The organism is Streptomyces sp. NPDC052042 (assembly GCF_044548345.1).
In the GTDB taxonomy this organism is placed as follows: Bacteria; Actinomycetota; Actinomycetes; order Streptomycetales; family Streptomycetaceae; genus Streptomyces.
On record NZ_JBIUBU010000011.1, the window covers coordinates 87031 to 99882 of the forward strand.

Below are 12852 nucleotides of genomic sequence, written 5' to 3' on the forward strand. Positions count from 1 at the left end.
CGGGAACCCCCGCCGCACGGTCCCGCGGGCGGAACTCCCGGCGGTCGCGCGTGCCGAACTCCCGGGAATTCCGCTTCCCCGGAAGGCCATTCCGGAGGCGGCGCGAGGGAAATGCGGACAAGGGGCGCCGGAAGCCACCTCGACTCGATATTTCGAACAGCAGTTCATGAGGGAGGGATTCCCTCGCCATCCACCGCGACGAACGGCGCAGGATATTCACACGCGCGCGGAGCCCGGCGTTCCGGACGACGCGGAGGGGCCCATGAGACTCTTCCGTCTCATGGGCCCCTCCGACCCGGGTGGGCGATACTGGGTTCGAACCAGTGACCTCTTCGGTGTGAACGAAGCGCTCTCCCACTGAGCTAATCGCCCGGGCGCAGACGAAACATTACCGCATGTGAGCGACACCCATGACCATCCCCGGATCACTCGTGGATCTTCCAGGGCATCGTGATGCCGAACTTCCAGACGTACACCCCCACCAGTACCGCGACGACCACCAGACCGGTCACGGTGAGGATGACGTTGCGCCGCCGTACCTTGGGGTCGAGGGCCCGCTGAGCGGCCTCGGTGACCTTGCGCCGGGTCCAGTGCAGCACGAACTGCGCCCAGACGAACTCGGTCGCCCAGATGGCCATGCCACCGAAGATCACCAACCAGCCGGGGCCAGGCAGCGGCAGCATGATCACCCCGGCCACGACCACCGCGAGACCGACCATGAAGACGCCGACCTGCCAGCTCAGGTGGAGGGCCCTGGACGCCTTGATGAAACCGGGCGCCCGGGAACCGAACGCGCGACCCTCCCTGGAGACACCGTCCGGGGCGGCGCCTTCACCCACGTCCCCCGCGACAGGTCGGGGTTTCGCCGATCCGGCGTCGCCACTCCGCCCGCCGCTCTCCTCATTCACGGCAGCCAACCTACCGGAACCGACCCCCATCACCGGAATGGCCGTATAACTCGAAGTTACACACGCCCGTACGAGCGACCTGAAGGAACACAAAAAGGTCAGAGGGGTTTACAACGCCACCGTAGGTGGCATGTCGATTTCGCCGACGTGCGAATCCCCGAGCGCACACTGAGCGAAAGGCCCTGGCGCTTATGAACACCACGGTCAGCTGCGAGCTGCACCTGCGCCTCGTTGTGTCGAGCGAGTCATCACTGCCTGTACCAGCGGGCCTGCGGTATGACACGGCCGATCCTTATGCCGTGCACGCCACCTTCCACACCGGAGCGGAGGAAACGGTCGAATGGGTTTTCGCCCGTGATCTCCTCGCCGAAGGGCTGCACCGGCCCACCGGCACCGGAGACGTCCGCGTCTGGCCATCGCGTAGCCATGGTCAGGGCGTCGTCTGCATCGCGCTGAGCTCCCCGGAGGGCGAAGCCCTGCTCGAGGCCCCGGCAAGAGCCCTGGAGTCGTTCCTGAAGAGGACCGACGCCGCGGTTCCGCCGGGCACCGAGCATCGCCACTTCGATCTCGACACGGAGCTCTCGCACATCCTGGCCGAGAGCTGAGCCAGGCCGAGAGCTGCACGGCGCCGTCCGACTCGGGGAGACGGCGCCGCGCGGAAAACCACACAGGGTGACGTCGAGGCCGTCATCACGGAATCCACCGTGGTGACGGCATCGGCGTGCGCTCCCTGCCGTCCGGTGACAGCCCGGCGCACCGCGAAATCCCTCTCCCGGCACCACGGCACCTTCTCCCGGCCCGTGGGCGCCCGCCCCGGTCCGAAGACGCATCCGCCAGTTCCGGAAAGCCCGCCTGTGGCCGGTATGCGCTCATCGGACCGCCCAGGGGCCCTCTCGGCCCTCCGCGCGCCGACACCGAGCCAGTAGAGTCAGCCGGCATCGGCTGCGGGCAACCGCCCGCCGGAGGCCAGGGAGCGAATGCGTGCTGATCCCACACGACACCCGGATCGCCCTCGACACGGTGGTCGATCTGCTGAACACCGCTCCGGCGAGCGGACGGCCGGAGGGCGAGCAGGCCGATGGCCTCCCGGACATCGAGGCGCTCCACGACTTCGCACGACGCCATCGCATGAGCGGCGTGGGCAAGCTGCACGAGAAGGACCTGCAAGCCGTACGGGACGTACGGACACGCTTCGCCGCGATCTTCGCGACCACCGACGCGGAGACCGCCGCCCGCCTCGTCAACGCCCTCGTCGCGGCCGCCGGCACCACACCGCAGCTCAGCAACCACGACGGCTACGACTGGCATGTGCACTACTTCGCGCCGGGCGCCTCGATCGCCGACCATCTCGCGGCCGACTGCGGCATGGCGCTGGCCTTCATCGTGGTGGCGGGCGAACAGGAGCGGCTGCGCCGCTGCGAGGCCCCCGACTGCCGGCACGCCTTCGTCGACCTCTCCCGCAACCGCTCGCGCCGCTACTGCTCGAGCCGCACCTGCGGCAACCGTCTGCACGTGGCCGCGTACCGGGCACGCCGCAAGGAAGCGGCCGGCTGACCGTTCACGGCGAACCATCGGTTCACAGCAGGAAGAGATCGTGCAGCGCGGCCATCAGCAGCAGGCTGCCGATCACCCCGAGGAAGATCATCAAGGGGGGCTGGGAGAGCGCGAACAGGCAGCCGCGCGGCTCTTCGTCGGGGCTTGCGGGGGCATCGCCCCGGGAAGTGTCGACCATCTCAAGACGATCATGACTCACCACGGACCCTGCTCATGACCAACCAGGTGCCCGAAAGGGGGAGTTCACCCGCTTCGGGGACGTCCGCGTTCGCTTCCCAGTCCGATCCCTGGCCAGCCATTCGGCCCGACACCCTTTCCCCGAGGGTTCGTTGACGCGGAAACGTACCAACTCGGCACTCGTGGAACCGAATTGGTGTACGCAGGAAAGACGTCCGACCGGGACGGCCCAGGCCGGCGACGCCTCGCTCAGCGCGGCGGCGGTGTGCTGGAGGCACGCACCACGAGTTCCGGCCTGAGCACCACACTGCGGTGCTCGTGCGTGCGGTTCCCGCCGTCGGCCTCCTCCAGCAGCAGTTCCGCGGCCATCCGCCCCATCACGGCCGCGGGACGGCGGACCGAGGTGAGCGGTACGGCAGCGGCGGCGGCGAACTCGATGTCGTCGTAGCCGACGAGCGAGACGTCGTGCGGCACCCGTACACCCGCCGCGTAGAGCGCCTGGAGCACACCGAGGGCGAGCAGGTCATTGGCGCAGAACACCGCGGTCGGCCGCGGCACCAGGCCGAGGAGGCGGGCCCCGGCGTCCCGGCCCGCCGCCACGTCCAGCCGGTCGCAGGGGATCTCGACGAGGGCCTCGGGCGGCAGTCCGGCGTCGGTGAGCGCGGACAGCGCGCCCTCGCGCCGGTCCCTGATCTGGTGCAGGTCGCCGGGACCGCTGACGTAGGCCACCGAGCGGTGCCCGGAGAAGAGCAGATGGCCGACTGCGAGGGCGCCGCCGCGCACGTCGTCGACGGAGACCGCGCAGGTGCCCGCGCCGGGCGCCACCCGGTCCACCAGGACGAAGGGGATGCGGTGGCGGCGCAGGGTGTCCAGGTTGCGGCCGGTCGGGTCGGCCGGGGTGACCAGCACCCCGCACACCCGCTGCTCGGCGAAGAGCCCCAGGTACTCGGCCTCCTCCGCCGGGCTCTGGTCACTGTTGCAGACCATCACCCCCAGGCCGGCGTCACGGGCGGCGCGCTCGGCGCCGCGCGCCACGTCGACGAAGAACGGGTTGCCCATGTCCAGGACGAGCAGGGCCACGAGCCGACTGCGGCCCGCCCTCAACTGTCGGGCCGACTCGCTGCGCACATAGCCGAGGTCCTCGATGGTGGCCAGCACCCGGGCCCGGGTCTCCGGCGACACCGCCTCGGGCCGGTTGATCACATTGGACACGGTGCCCACGGAGACCCCGGCCCGCCGGGCCACATCCTTGATCCCTGCCACGCGCGCCACTCGCCCTGCCCCACTGCTGCCCTCGGCCGCGCCGGTACGCGGCGTCGTCCCATCGTACGGACGCGGTCGCGGGGAACCCGCGCCGCGGCCCCGGCGGGGCCGAGCGCGGCAGGGGCGGGTGCCGTTCGGACGCGGTGGCGACCGGGATCAGATGCCGTGCTTCTTCAGGATCGCCTCGATGTCGCTGAAGTCGTCGCCCGACGACGCGGACGGCCGCCGCGTCTTGGCACCGGACTGCGGACGGGTGGCCGGAAGCCCGGACGCGGCCCCGGGCTCGATGGCGCCGCCGCGCGCCGCCCGTTCGGTCGCCGCGCCTTCCCTGCGGGTGCCCAGGCCCCGGCGTTCGACGGCCCGTGTCGTCATGAACAGCAGCCAGGCCGCGCCGAGCAGCCCGAAGCCGAGCCAGACGGTCGGCTTGTAGACGATTCCGGCGACCCACGCCACGGCACCGGTCAGGACCAGCCCGACCGGGACCAGGGAGTAGGCGGCGATCCGGGTGGCGGCGAGGAAGCGCTTCCGGTACGCGGTGACGGCGGCGATGCCCAGGCCCGCCGCGGACACCGCGGAGCAAATGGTCTCGGCAAGCATCGGAGCCTCCAGGTACGGGGAAACGTTCTGACGCCTCCGGGGAGAAACGTCCCTTCCATCCTGCACCGGCCGACGGCCGGTCGGCCATGGCCGCGGATCACTTCAGGGTGATCTCAGGGCCGGAATCCTCCCCAAGTGCCGATCCGGGACCGTTCCGGGATCGTTCCGGGACTCTCCGAAGGCGTTCCGGGGCTGTCGAGGAGTGATCCACCGGCCGGTACCGGTCCGCCGCCCCGTGGCCCCGGTGCGGCCCGGCCGGCCGGAAGCCGATTGGGTCACCGGGACGGCCCCTGCGAGACTGACCGCATGAACGCTTCGACCTCCGCCGCCCCCCTCGTCCTCGACGTCTGGTGCGAACTCCAGTGCCCCGACTGCCACCGCGCCCTCACCGATCTGCGCGCCCTGCAGGACCGGTACGGAGACCGACTCGACGTGCGGCTGCGGCACTTCCCGCTGGAGAGGCACAAGCACGCCCACGCCGCCGCTCAGGCCGCCGAGGAGGCCGCGGCCCAGGGAAGCGGCTGGGCATATGTGGAAGCGGTCCTCGCCCGCTGCGCCGACCTCGATCGCCTCGGCGAGCCGCTGCTGTTCGAGGTGGCGCGCGAACTCGGCCTGGATGCCGAGGAGATGGACACCGCGCTGATCGACGGACGCCACATTCTGATCGTCGACGCCGACGAGGCGGAGGGCAGGGCGATCGGGGTCACCGGCACGCCGACCTATGTGATCGGCGGCGAGCGGCTGGACGGCGGCAAGAGCCAGGACGGGCTCCGCGAGCGGATCGAGGAGATCGCCGACCGGCTGCTCTCCGAAGCGGCCGAACAGGACTGAGCCCCCTCCGCACCGCCCCGGCCGCCGGCCGGTCCGCAGCGGTACGGGCAGGCCGGGGGACGGCTCGGCCGGGTTCAGAGCCGCTTGACCAGGTTGTACTGCGTGGTCCGGTAGCCGAGTGACTCGTACAGCCGCAGCGCCGGCGTGTTCTCGGCGAAGACGTGCAGCCCGAGGCTGCGGGCTCCCGCCCCCAGGGCGACACGTTCCGCCTCCAGCATCAGGGCGCGTCCGAAACCCCGGCCCCGGTGCCCCTCGCCCACCTCGACGTCGAGGACGTACCCGGTCCTCCCGCTCTCGGCGGTATCGCGCAGCGCCACCCAGACATGCCCGACGGCCACGCCGTCGTGGACGAGGACGCGGAAGTGCGCCCCCTCGGTGCGCAGGCCGTCCGGTAGGTGCCGGGCGTGGTCGGACCGGGACTTCCGCATCGCCTCCTCGGCCGGGACCCCACGGTCGGCCCAGGAGCGCGCGTACTCCTCGATACTGGCCTCGCTCCAGCGCGCGAACTCCTCGGGCGCCATCGGCCGGGCGGCGAGGCCCTCGGGGAGAGCGGGCGCGGCCGGGCCGAGGTCCTTGGCCATGTTGCGGCTGCGTTCGGTGTAGCCGAGGGCGGCGGCCAGCCGGCCGGCCGCCTCATTGCCCTCGGGCAACCCGGCGGAGACCTGGGTGCAGCCCCATCCGCGCAGCACCTCCTCGGCGGCGAGCGCGGCGATGGCACCGCGCCCGCGCCGCCGCTCCGCCTCGGCGATGCTCAGGGAGCGCAGCACACCGGCTGTCGTACCGAACGCCGGATCCGTACCGATCTCGACGGCCCCGACCGGCCGTCCGTTGTCGCACACGTCGTACGCGCGCCTCTTCGCACCATCGGTGCCTTCCTGAATCGGCCCGGTCGGCCGGAGGGTCGTGGTCATCGGTGTTGTTCTATCCGCCGGGGCCCGGCTCGTCACGCCGTTTTACGGCTTCGTTCGCGAGTTCGGTCCCGTTTCCCGGATCCGGTCCTGCGGATCAGCACCGGGGTGCCACGCGGGTGTCCGTCACGGGTCGAGGTCGTTGCCGGCCCGTTCGCCGAAGATCCGCATGGCCTTCGCGGTCACCGGTCCGGGAGCGCCCGGCAGTTTCCGGCCGTCCACCCGGTGCACGGCCTGCACATCGCGCAGGGTGGAGGTCAGGAAGATCTCATCGGCCCGTTCCAGCACGTCGAACGGCAGGTCGGTCTCCTGGGCCCCCGTCCACTCCACGGCCAGAGCACGGGTGATTCCGGCGAGGCAGCCGGAGGCGACGGGCGGGGTGTGCAGCTGCCCGTCGAGCACGACGAAGACGTTGGACCCGGTCCCCTCGCAGAGCCGTCCGACCGTGTTGGCGAAGAGGGCCTCCGAGGCCCCGTGCTCGTGGGCGCGGGCGAGCGCCACCACGTTCTCGGCGTACGACGTGGTCTTGAGCCCGACCAGCGCGCCGCGCTCGTTGCGCGTCCAGGGAACGGTGATCACCGCGGTGCTGTCGGGGCGCCGGGACACCTCCCCCAGGGCGACGTAGAGACCCGGCCCCGCGTCTCCGCGGTCGGAGCCGAGCGGCGAGAGCCCTCCGGTGTACGTGATGCGCAACCGGCCCAGCGGCATCGGGTTGGCGTCGAGGACGGCGGCGCAGGCGCGGCGCACCTCGTCGAGGTCGGGTTCGGGAAGTCCGAGGCCGCGGGCCGAGCGTGCCAGGCGGTCGAGGTGACGGGTGAGGGCGAAGAGCCTGCCGTCGACGGCCCTGACCGTCTCGAAGACGCCGTCGCCCACGGTCAGGCCGTGGTCGAGCACGGACACCCGGGCGTCGTCGGCGTCCCGCAGTCCGCCGTTGACCCACATCCTCATCACGCCATTCCTCCAGTCGCTTCGTGGTCGCCCGACGCCACGGCGAGCAGCCGCGACGCCTTCAGTTCGGTCTCGTCCCATTCGCGTTCGGGGTCCGAGCCCCAGGTGATGCCCGCCCCGGTGCCGAACCGGAGGACCGGCACGGCCTCCGTCCGGTCGATCCAGAACGTCCGTATGCCGACGGCCAGGGAGGCCGTGCGGCGATCGGCGTCGACCCAGCCGATGCCGCCGCAGTAGGGGCCGCGCGGCGCGGTCTCCAGTTCCTCGATGATGCCGAGGGCGCTGGACTTGGGTGCCCCGGTGACGGAGCCGGGCGGGAAGGCGGCGTCGAGGAGTTCGGGCCATCCGGCTCCCTCGGCCAGCTCCCCGCGCACGGTGGAGACGAGGTGGACGAGGCCGGGGTGCTTCTCCACCGCGCAGAGATCGGGGACCGTGACCGATCCGGCGGCGCAGACCCGGCCGAGGTCGTTGCGGACCAGGTCGACGATCATCACGTTCTCGGCTCGGTCCTTGTCCAGCAGGTCCTCCTCCGTCCGTCCGGTGCCCTTGATGGGCCCCGACTCGACGGTCCGGCCATTGCGGCTGAGGAAGAGTTCGGGGGAGGCGGTGGCGATCTCCACGCCGTGCCCGGGCAGCCGGATCGTCCCGGCGTAGGGGGCGGGGTTGCCGCGCGCCAGCAGCGCGGTGAGCGCGTCCACGTCCGCGGCGGCCGGGTCGGGCAGGGGCGCGGTCAGCACCCGGCAGAGGTTGGCCTGGTAGACCTCGCCCGCCGCGATGTGCGCGCGGATCCGGCGTACGCCCGCGAGGTACGCGGCGCGGTCGAGGGACGAGGTCCATGCGTCGACGGCGGGTCCGCGCCAGGCTCCGCGCACCGGCGCGGGCACCTCCCGCGTACGCACCGTGTCGAAGCGCGCGCAGACGAGACGGCCCTCGAAGTCGGCGGAGACGGCCCAGAAGCCGGACGATTCGAGGGCCGAGGGATCATCGGTCACGTCCCGCAGGCCGGACGCGACGAGACCGCCGAAGCGGGCCATGGGAGCGAGAGCGTGCACGCCGCCGAGTCTAATGGCGTGACCAGCGGTGTTTGCCCGGAATGAGCGTCGGGCCCGGCGTGCGTTCGCACGGCTGCCGCACACCCCGGCGGCGGGGCCGCCCGGGCTCCCGGCCGGCGCCGTGAGCGCACGCGCCGGCCGGTGTGACGGGGAGAACGGCGCCGATGAGGAGCGCCCGGACGGCCGCCCGGCCCGTGCCGGGACGGGCTCGCCCCAGCACGCTGTGCAAACGCGTTTTTGTACTGGCCCGGGAATCCGCTAAAGTTCAACACGTCGCCGGGACGCGGATGCGGATCGGGAATGACAAGCGGACGTAGCTCAGTTGGTAGAGCGCAACCTTGCCAAGGTTGAGGTCGCCAGTTCGAACCTGGTCGTCCGCTCGTAGCAAGGTGGGGGATCTTCCCGAACCCTCACTCCTGGTGGAGTGGCCGAGAGGCGAGGCAACGGCCTGCAAAGCCGTCTACACGGGTTCAAATCCCGTCTCCACCTCCAAGGACGATTAGCTCAGCGGGAGAGCGCTTCCCTGACACGGAAGAGGTCACTGGTTCAATCCCAGTATCGTCCACTGGTCCGCGAGGACCCCTGCGCGATTAGCTCAGCGGGAGAGCGCTTCCCTGACACGGAAGAGGTCACTGGTTCAATCCCAGTATCGCGCACGCAGTACACGCAGGTTCACCCTGCGCGATTAGCTCAGCGGGAGAGCGCTTCCCTGACACGGAAGAGGTCACTGGTTCAATCCCAGTATCGCGCACCAGCGAAATCCCCGGTCGTCTCGGCGACCGGGGATTTTTCGTCTCCTCCTCATGGCCTCGCCCGCCCATGGCCTCACCGGTGGACTACGGTGGCGTGGGTCGGGAACGCGGCACGGGCCCGGGACAGATGGTGTCCGGGCCCGCGGTGGCGCTTCGGCTGGTGACCGCCGCTCGGAGAGCGGCGCCCACGCGCTCAGGACGAGAAGAGCATGCGACCGAAGCTCCTGTGCCGGTAGTGACCGCCGTGGTGCTGCGGGGCGCCCCAGGCGGGGGCCGGCGCCGCCGGGTACGCCTGCGGGGCGGGCGGCGCGGGCGGGACCTGCTGCGCCCACTGCGCCTCGATGCGGGTCAGGGTCTCCAGCTCACCGTAGTCGAGGAAGATCCCCCGGCAGCCGCTGCACTGCTCGATCTGTATGCCGTTGCGGTTGTACGTGTGCATGGGCGCGTGGCACTTGGGACACTGCATGATTCGGCTCTCAGCTCCTCGCCATCGGATGGCCGCCGCCGGGAGACCTGCCCGCCGACGACCGGCACAGCCTACGACGAATCTCCGGCCGCCAACTCGGTTGGGAGAGAAGCGATTCGGACACAGGCATCGATCATCGTCCGCTCCACCTCGTCCACGGCCCGGCCCTGCGCCGCAGATTTGGCGTAGGCCAGCGCGGCGCTCTGCACCGTCAGGGCCCGGGCCGGGACGTCGAGTTCGGGCCAGGGATCGCCCTCGGCGGGTGCGGCGGGTCCGCCGGCCGCCCGGTAGGCGTCCAGGAAGCACCGCCAGATGTCGGAGGGCAGCAGCCCGGCCGCGTACCAGGCGGCCGGACGGGCGAGGTCCCAGGCAGGGTCGCCGAGTCCCGCGTCGTCGACGTCGATGAGGGTCCAGGGTCCGTGCGGCGCGGGGTGGCGGACGAGTTGGCCGAGATGAAGATCGCCGTGGCAGAGGAAGCGGGAGCGGCGCGCGGGCGGCGGGGCCTCGTCGCGGGCCCACGCGGGCAGGCGGCGCCAGGCCGCGAGCACGGGGGCGGTGGCCGGGTCGCCGGGCCGGGCGGCGCGCATCCGGGCCACGGCGAGCGCCGCTTTGGCGGGGCCCCGCATGGGTGGGAGGGCCAGGGAGGGAGGGGGCGGGGTGCGGTGGAGTCCGGCGAGCAGCACGGCTGCCTCCGCCCAGGGAGCCGCGTCGGGGTCGTCCGCGTCGACGGGCTCGCCGTGCGGCCACAGGGTGACGGCGCGACCGTGGAGGGCGACGGGCCGGGGCCGCAGCGGGGCGAGCAGGATACCGGCCAGCCGGGGGTGGTCCGCGAGGGCGATACGGGTGAGCAGGTCGGGGACGGGCGTGCCGGGGGCGTGGGCCTTGGCGACGACCTGGCCGCTGCGGACCACCGTGCCGTCCGCCCGGTCGGCGAGCGTGACCGGCGGCGGGCAGACGCAGGCCGTGCCGGACGGCGGATGGGCGGCCCGGTGGGCGAGGGCGCCCAGCGCGCGTACGGCTGCGGTGGTCACGGTCTCCCCCGGTGACGGTCGATGCGGAGCGGTCCGTACCGGGACCGGTGGCGGACGGGTGCGGGGCCGGCGACGAGCGTACGCGGACCGGAATGGTCCCGGGCAGCGCGATGTCCGGTCAGCTCCCCAGCTGACCGGACAAACGCTGCCGTCCGCCGCACCCCCGTCCCCACGGGGTTGTTGGGCCGATGTCCGAGTCCGGACCGCTCTTCCGGACCCGGGGCGCCGCTCAGCGCCCCAGCATCACACCCACGGACGACGCCTGTGTGACCACCGCGTCCCAGCCGCCGAAGACGACCACGAGCAGGGTCGCCAGGGGAAGAACCATCGCCGTCGCCACCAGCGGATGGCGCCGGCCGGACGACGGGCGGCGGTGGAACGGGGCGTAGAACCTGTTTCCCCGTGCGCGGATGATGATCCGCGATGCCGTGTCCGCCATGGTTCCTCTCCTGACCGATGTGGGGGCGGCGGGCGTGTGACCTCGGGGGACGAGTGCCGCCCGCCGCTTGACCCCAAGACTAGGGACGCGTGAGGGGGACGGCGTCATGCCCGCGTACCGAATGCCGGGCCTCCCGGAGTAGGAGCCCCTCGCGGTCGGTGTACTCCCCTGGGTGGAGATCCACCGCCCGGTCCCCCCCAGGGGATGATCCCGGGGACGTGCGCGGGGTGCGGTGGGCCGGCCCCGCGGGCGTGATGTCACTCACGCGTCCCGCGCGGAACACGGCAGTCCGTCGGTCCGCCGCGCGGTCGCCGCGTCCGGGCCACGACGGGCCCGGCACACCGGCGTCCGGCTCGCGCGGACGGCGTTCGCGCCGCCAACGCCGCACGGCCGCACCCCTTTTGATGCCCTCTCCCGTGCGATGCGCAAACCGTTACGCGCCCACACACCGTCATGACCGGTGCCGCGCACCGGCAAACGATCGGTGGGCGAGGGCGCGGCCTCTGAGCGCCCCGGGCGCCGGGTACGTAAGCTGTGCTCGTCAGGCGTACCAGGGCAGCGGGGATGGGCAGAACATGGCGATGATGCGGCTCCGGCGCGAGGACCCGCGTGTCGTCGGCTCGTTCAGGTTGCACCGGCGGCTCGGTGCGGGCGGCATGGGTGTCGTCTACCTGGGTTCGGACCGGCGGGGGCAGCGGGTGGCGCTCAAGGTGATCCGGCCGGATCTGGCGGAGGACCAGGAATTCCGTTCGCGGTTCGCGCGCGAGGTGTCCGCCGCGCGGCGGATCCGCGGCGGCTGCACGGCCCGACTGGTGGCCGCCGATCTGGAGGCGGACCGTCCGTGGTTCGCCACGCAGTACGTGCCGGGGCCCTCGCTGCACGACAGGGTGGCCGAGGAGGGCCCGCTGTCGGTGGCCGAGGTGGCCTCGATCGGGGCGGCGCTCTCCGAGGGCCTGGTGGCGGTGCACGAGGCCGGGGTCGTCCACCGTGACCTGAAGCCGTCGAACATCCTCCTCTCCCCCAAGGGTCCGCGGATCATCGACTTCGGGATCGCCTGGGCGACCGGGGCCTCCACGCTCACCCATGTCGGCACGGCCGTCGGCTCGCCCGGCTTCCTGGCCCCCGAGCAGGTGCGCGGCGCGGCCGTGACCCCGGCGACGGACGTGTTCGCGCTCGGCGCCACGCTGGCGTACGCGGCGACGGCGGACTCGCCCTTCGGGCACGGCAGTTCCGAGGTGATGCTGTACCGCGTGGTGCACGAGGAACCGCAGTTGCACGATGTGCACGACGCGCTGGCACCGTTGGTGAGCGCCTGTCTGGCGAAGGACCCCCAGGACCGCCCGAGCACGCTCCAACTTTCCATGCGGCTCAAGGAGATCGCCGCGCGGGAGGCACAGGGGCTGCACGAGAGCCGCCCTCCGGTGCAGCGTTCGGCGCGGGAGCCGGACCGGCCGACGAGCCGGGCCGGGGGCCCGTACGCCGAGCAGCGGACCCGGCGGACGGCTCCGCCGACGCCCCGGCGGCCACAGCAGCAGCGGCAGTCGCAGAGCGGTCGGCAGATGGCTCCGTCGCGTCCCGGGGCACCCCGTACGGGGGGTTCGCGCCCCCAGCGGCGTCAGCCGGCGCCCAACACCACGCGGTCCGGCAGGCGTCCGGCGAGCACGCACGGGACGAACGGCCGGCCGGGCACGCGGCCCGGTGTCCGTACGACCTCGACGGGCCGCCGTCCCGCCAATCCGCGGCTGCTGCGGCAGCGGCTCGTCGTCTTCGTCGTGGTGACCCTGCTGGTCGCGCTGGGCATCGCGGTGGCGCAGGGCTGCCAGGGGCCGGCCCGGGGACTGGGCACGGAACACACGCGGGTCGAGCCCGGGTGGAACGACGGGAGCGGCATCCGGGCCCCGGGGCCCCAGTAGGGGGCCGGGTCGG

Annotated in this window: 14 protein-coding genes and 6 tRNA genes; 9 read left to right on the plus strand and 11 right to left on the minus strand. The window is 72.3% G+C overall.

Annotation, left to right across the window (positions count from 1 at the left end):
• Nucleotides 1-300: 300 nt before the first annotated feature.
• Nucleotides 301-372 (minus strand) — tRNA-Val (locus ACIHCL_RS19635).
• A 53-nt stretch (nucleotides 373-425) separates the two neighbouring features.
• Complete coding sequence (locus ACIHCL_RS19640; protein WP_399863381.1) at nucleotides 426-908, minus strand: TIGR02611 family protein; 483 nt, start codon at nucleotides 906-908, stop codon at nucleotides 426-428.
• A 191-nt stretch (nucleotides 909-1099) separates the two neighbouring features.
• On the opposite strand from ACIHCL_RS19640, the gene ACIHCL_RS19645 reads away from it, so the two are divergent.
• Together ACIHCL_RS19645 and ACIHCL_RS19650 are read left to right on the plus strand one after the other, a co-directional pair.
• Nucleotides 1100-1513, plus strand: coding sequence for an SsgA family sporulation/cell division regulator (locus ACIHCL_RS19645; protein ID WP_003959770.1), 414 nt, complete (start codon nucleotides 1100-1102; stop codon nucleotides 1511-1513).
• Between the two features lie 376 nt (nucleotides 1514-1889).
• Nucleotides 1890-2462 carry a CGNR zinc finger domain-containing protein gene (locus ACIHCL_RS19650; RefSeq protein ID WP_399863384.1) on the plus strand — a complete coding sequence of 191 codons (573 nt, stop codon included), beginning with the start codon at nucleotides 1890-1892 and terminating at the stop codon, nucleotides 2460-2462.
• Between the two features lie 22 nt (nucleotides 2463-2484).
• On the opposite strand, the gene ACIHCL_RS19655 is transcribed toward ACIHCL_RS19650, so the two are convergent.
• The 3 genes from ACIHCL_RS19655 to ACIHCL_RS19665 form a co-directional block, all read right to left on the minus strand.
• On the minus strand, nucleotides 2485-2640 hold the full coding sequence (locus ACIHCL_RS19655; RefSeq protein WP_399863386.1) for a hypothetical protein: 156 nt from the start codon (nucleotides 2638-2640) through the stop codon (nucleotides 2485-2487).
• A 248-nt stretch (nucleotides 2641-2888) separates the two neighbouring features.
• On the minus strand, nucleotides 2889-3911 hold the full coding sequence (locus ACIHCL_RS19660; protein ID WP_399863388.1) for a LacI family DNA-binding transcriptional regulator: 1023 nt from the start codon (nucleotides 3909-3911) through the stop codon (nucleotides 2889-2891).
• A gap of 147 nt (nucleotides 3912-4058) precedes the next feature.
• Nucleotides 4059-4499 carry a hypothetical protein gene (locus ACIHCL_RS19665; RefSeq protein ID WP_399863390.1) on the minus strand — a complete coding sequence of 147 codons (441 nt, stop codon included), beginning with the start codon at nucleotides 4497-4499 and terminating at the stop codon, nucleotides 4059-4061.
• Between the two features lie 306 nt (nucleotides 4500-4805).
• Here ACIHCL_RS19665 and ACIHCL_RS19670 point away from each other — a divergent pair, with 306 nt between their 5' ends.
• Nucleotides 4806-5330 carry a DsbA family protein gene (locus tag ACIHCL_RS19670; protein WP_399863392.1) on the plus strand — a complete coding sequence of 175 codons (525 nt, stop codon included), beginning with the start codon at nucleotides 4806-4808 and terminating at the stop codon, nucleotides 5328-5330.
• Between the two features lie 74 nt (nucleotides 5331-5404).
• On the opposite strand, the gene ACIHCL_RS19675 is transcribed toward ACIHCL_RS19670, so the two are convergent.
• From ACIHCL_RS19675 to ACIHCL_RS19685, 3 genes are all read right to left on the minus strand, one after another.
• Nucleotides 5405-6241 carry a GNAT family N-acetyltransferase gene (locus ACIHCL_RS19675; RefSeq protein ID WP_399863395.1) on the minus strand — a complete coding sequence of 279 codons (837 nt, stop codon included), beginning with the start codon at nucleotides 6239-6241 and terminating at the stop codon, nucleotides 5405-5407.
• Between the two features lie 123 nt (nucleotides 6242-6364).
• Nucleotides 6365-7186: an aminotransferase class IV gene (locus ACIHCL_RS19680; protein ID WP_399863397.1), complete on the minus strand. Its 822-nt coding sequence runs from the start codon at nucleotides 7184-7186 to the stop codon at nucleotides 6365-6367.
• Nucleotides 7186-8220: a chorismate-binding protein gene (locus tag ACIHCL_RS19685; RefSeq protein WP_399863709.1), complete on the minus strand. Its 1035-nt coding sequence runs from the start codon at nucleotides 8218-8220 to the stop codon at nucleotides 7186-7188. The genes ACIHCL_RS19680 and ACIHCL_RS19685 overlap by 1 nt, the downstream gene beginning before the upstream one ends.
• Nucleotides 8221-8545: 325 nt before the next feature.
• Between ACIHCL_RS19685 and ACIHCL_RS19690 the strand changes: the two genes are divergently transcribed.
• The 5 genes from ACIHCL_RS19690 (at nucleotide 8546) to ACIHCL_RS19710 (ending at nucleotide 8992) form a co-directional block, all read left to right on the plus strand.
• Nucleotides 8546-8618 (plus strand) — tRNA-Gly (locus tag ACIHCL_RS19690).
• 38 nt (nucleotides 8619-8656) lie between these two features.
• Nucleotides 8657-8730 (plus strand) — tRNA-Cys (locus ACIHCL_RS19695).
• A 1-nt stretch (nucleotide 8731) separates the two neighbouring features.
• A tRNA-Val gene (locus ACIHCL_RS19700) sits at nucleotides 8732-8803 on the plus strand.
• Nucleotides 8804-8822: 19 nt separating this feature from the next.
• Nucleotides 8823-8894, plus strand: a tRNA-Val gene (locus tag ACIHCL_RS19705).
• Between the two features lie 23 nt (nucleotides 8895-8917).
• Nucleotides 8918-8992, plus strand: a tRNA-Val gene (locus ACIHCL_RS19710).
• A 191-nt stretch (nucleotides 8993-9183) separates the two neighbouring features.
• Here the strand turns inward: ACIHCL_RS19710 and ACIHCL_RS19715 are convergent.
• The 3 genes from ACIHCL_RS19715 to ACIHCL_RS19725 form a co-directional block, all read right to left on the minus strand.
• Nucleotides 9184-9456: a zf-TFIIB domain-containing protein gene (locus ACIHCL_RS19715; RefSeq protein WP_399863398.1), complete on the minus strand. Its 273-nt coding sequence runs from the start codon at nucleotides 9454-9456 to the stop codon at nucleotides 9184-9186.
• Between the two features lie 71 nt (nucleotides 9457-9527).
• Complete coding sequence (locus ACIHCL_RS19720) at nucleotides 9528-10487, minus strand: phosphotransferase (protein ID WP_399863400.1); 960 nt, start codon at nucleotides 10485-10487, stop codon at nucleotides 9528-9530.
• A gap of 229 nt (nucleotides 10488-10716) precedes the next feature.
• Nucleotides 10717-10926: a hypothetical protein gene (locus ACIHCL_RS19725; RefSeq protein WP_399863403.1), complete on the minus strand. Its 210-nt coding sequence runs from the start codon at nucleotides 10924-10926 to the stop codon at nucleotides 10717-10719.
• A 575-nt stretch (nucleotides 10927-11501) separates the two neighbouring features.
• Here ACIHCL_RS19725 and ACIHCL_RS19730 point away from each other — a divergent pair.
• Complete coding sequence (locus ACIHCL_RS19730) at nucleotides 11502-12839, plus strand: serine/threonine-protein kinase (protein ID WP_399863405.1); 1338 nt, start codon at nucleotides 11502-11504, stop codon at nucleotides 12837-12839.
• Nucleotides 12840-12852 lie beyond the last annotated feature (13 nt).

Excerpts from the sequence above, each read along its gene's own strand:
- ACIHCL_RS19645 (WP_003959770.1), top strand. The coding sequence starts at position 1,100 with ATGAACACCACGGTCAGCTGCGAGCTGCACCTGCGCCTCGTTGTGTCG.
- ACIHCL_RS19655 (WP_399863386.1), bottom strand. The coding sequence starts at position 2,640 with ATGGTCGACACTTCCCGGGGCGATGCCCCCGCAAGCCCCGACGAAGAG.
- ACIHCL_RS19665 (WP_399863390.1), bottom strand. The coding sequence starts at position 4,499 with ATGCTTGCCGAGACCATTTGCTCCGCGGTGTCCGCGGCGGGCCTGGGC.
- ACIHCL_RS19670 (WP_399863392.1), top strand. The coding sequence starts at position 4,806 with ATGAACGCTTCGACCTCCGCCGCCCCCCTCGTCCTCGACGTCTGGTGC.
- ACIHCL_RS19675 (WP_399863395.1), bottom strand. The coding sequence starts at position 6,241 with ATGACCACGACCCTCCGGCCGACCGGGCCGATTCAGGAAGGCACCGAT.
- ACIHCL_RS19680 (WP_399863397.1), bottom strand. The coding sequence starts at position 7,186 with ATGAGGATGTGGGTCAACGGCGGACTGCGGGACGCCGACGACGCCCGG.
- ACIHCL_RS19685 (WP_399863709.1), bottom strand. The coding sequence starts at position 8,220 with ATGGCCCGCTTCGGCGGTCTCGTCGCGTCCGGCCTGCGGGACGTGACC.
- ACIHCL_RS19715 (WP_399863398.1), bottom strand. The coding sequence starts at position 9,456 with ATGCAGTGTCCCAAGTGCCACGCGCCCATGCACACGTACAACCGCAAC.
- ACIHCL_RS19725 (WP_399863403.1), bottom strand. The coding sequence starts at position 10,926 with ATGGCGGACACGGCATCGCGGATCATCATCCGCGCACGGGGAAACAGG.
- ACIHCL_RS19730 (WP_399863405.1), top strand. The coding sequence starts at position 11,502 with ATGGCGATGATGCGGCTCCGGCGCGAGGACCCGCGTGTCGTCGGCTCG.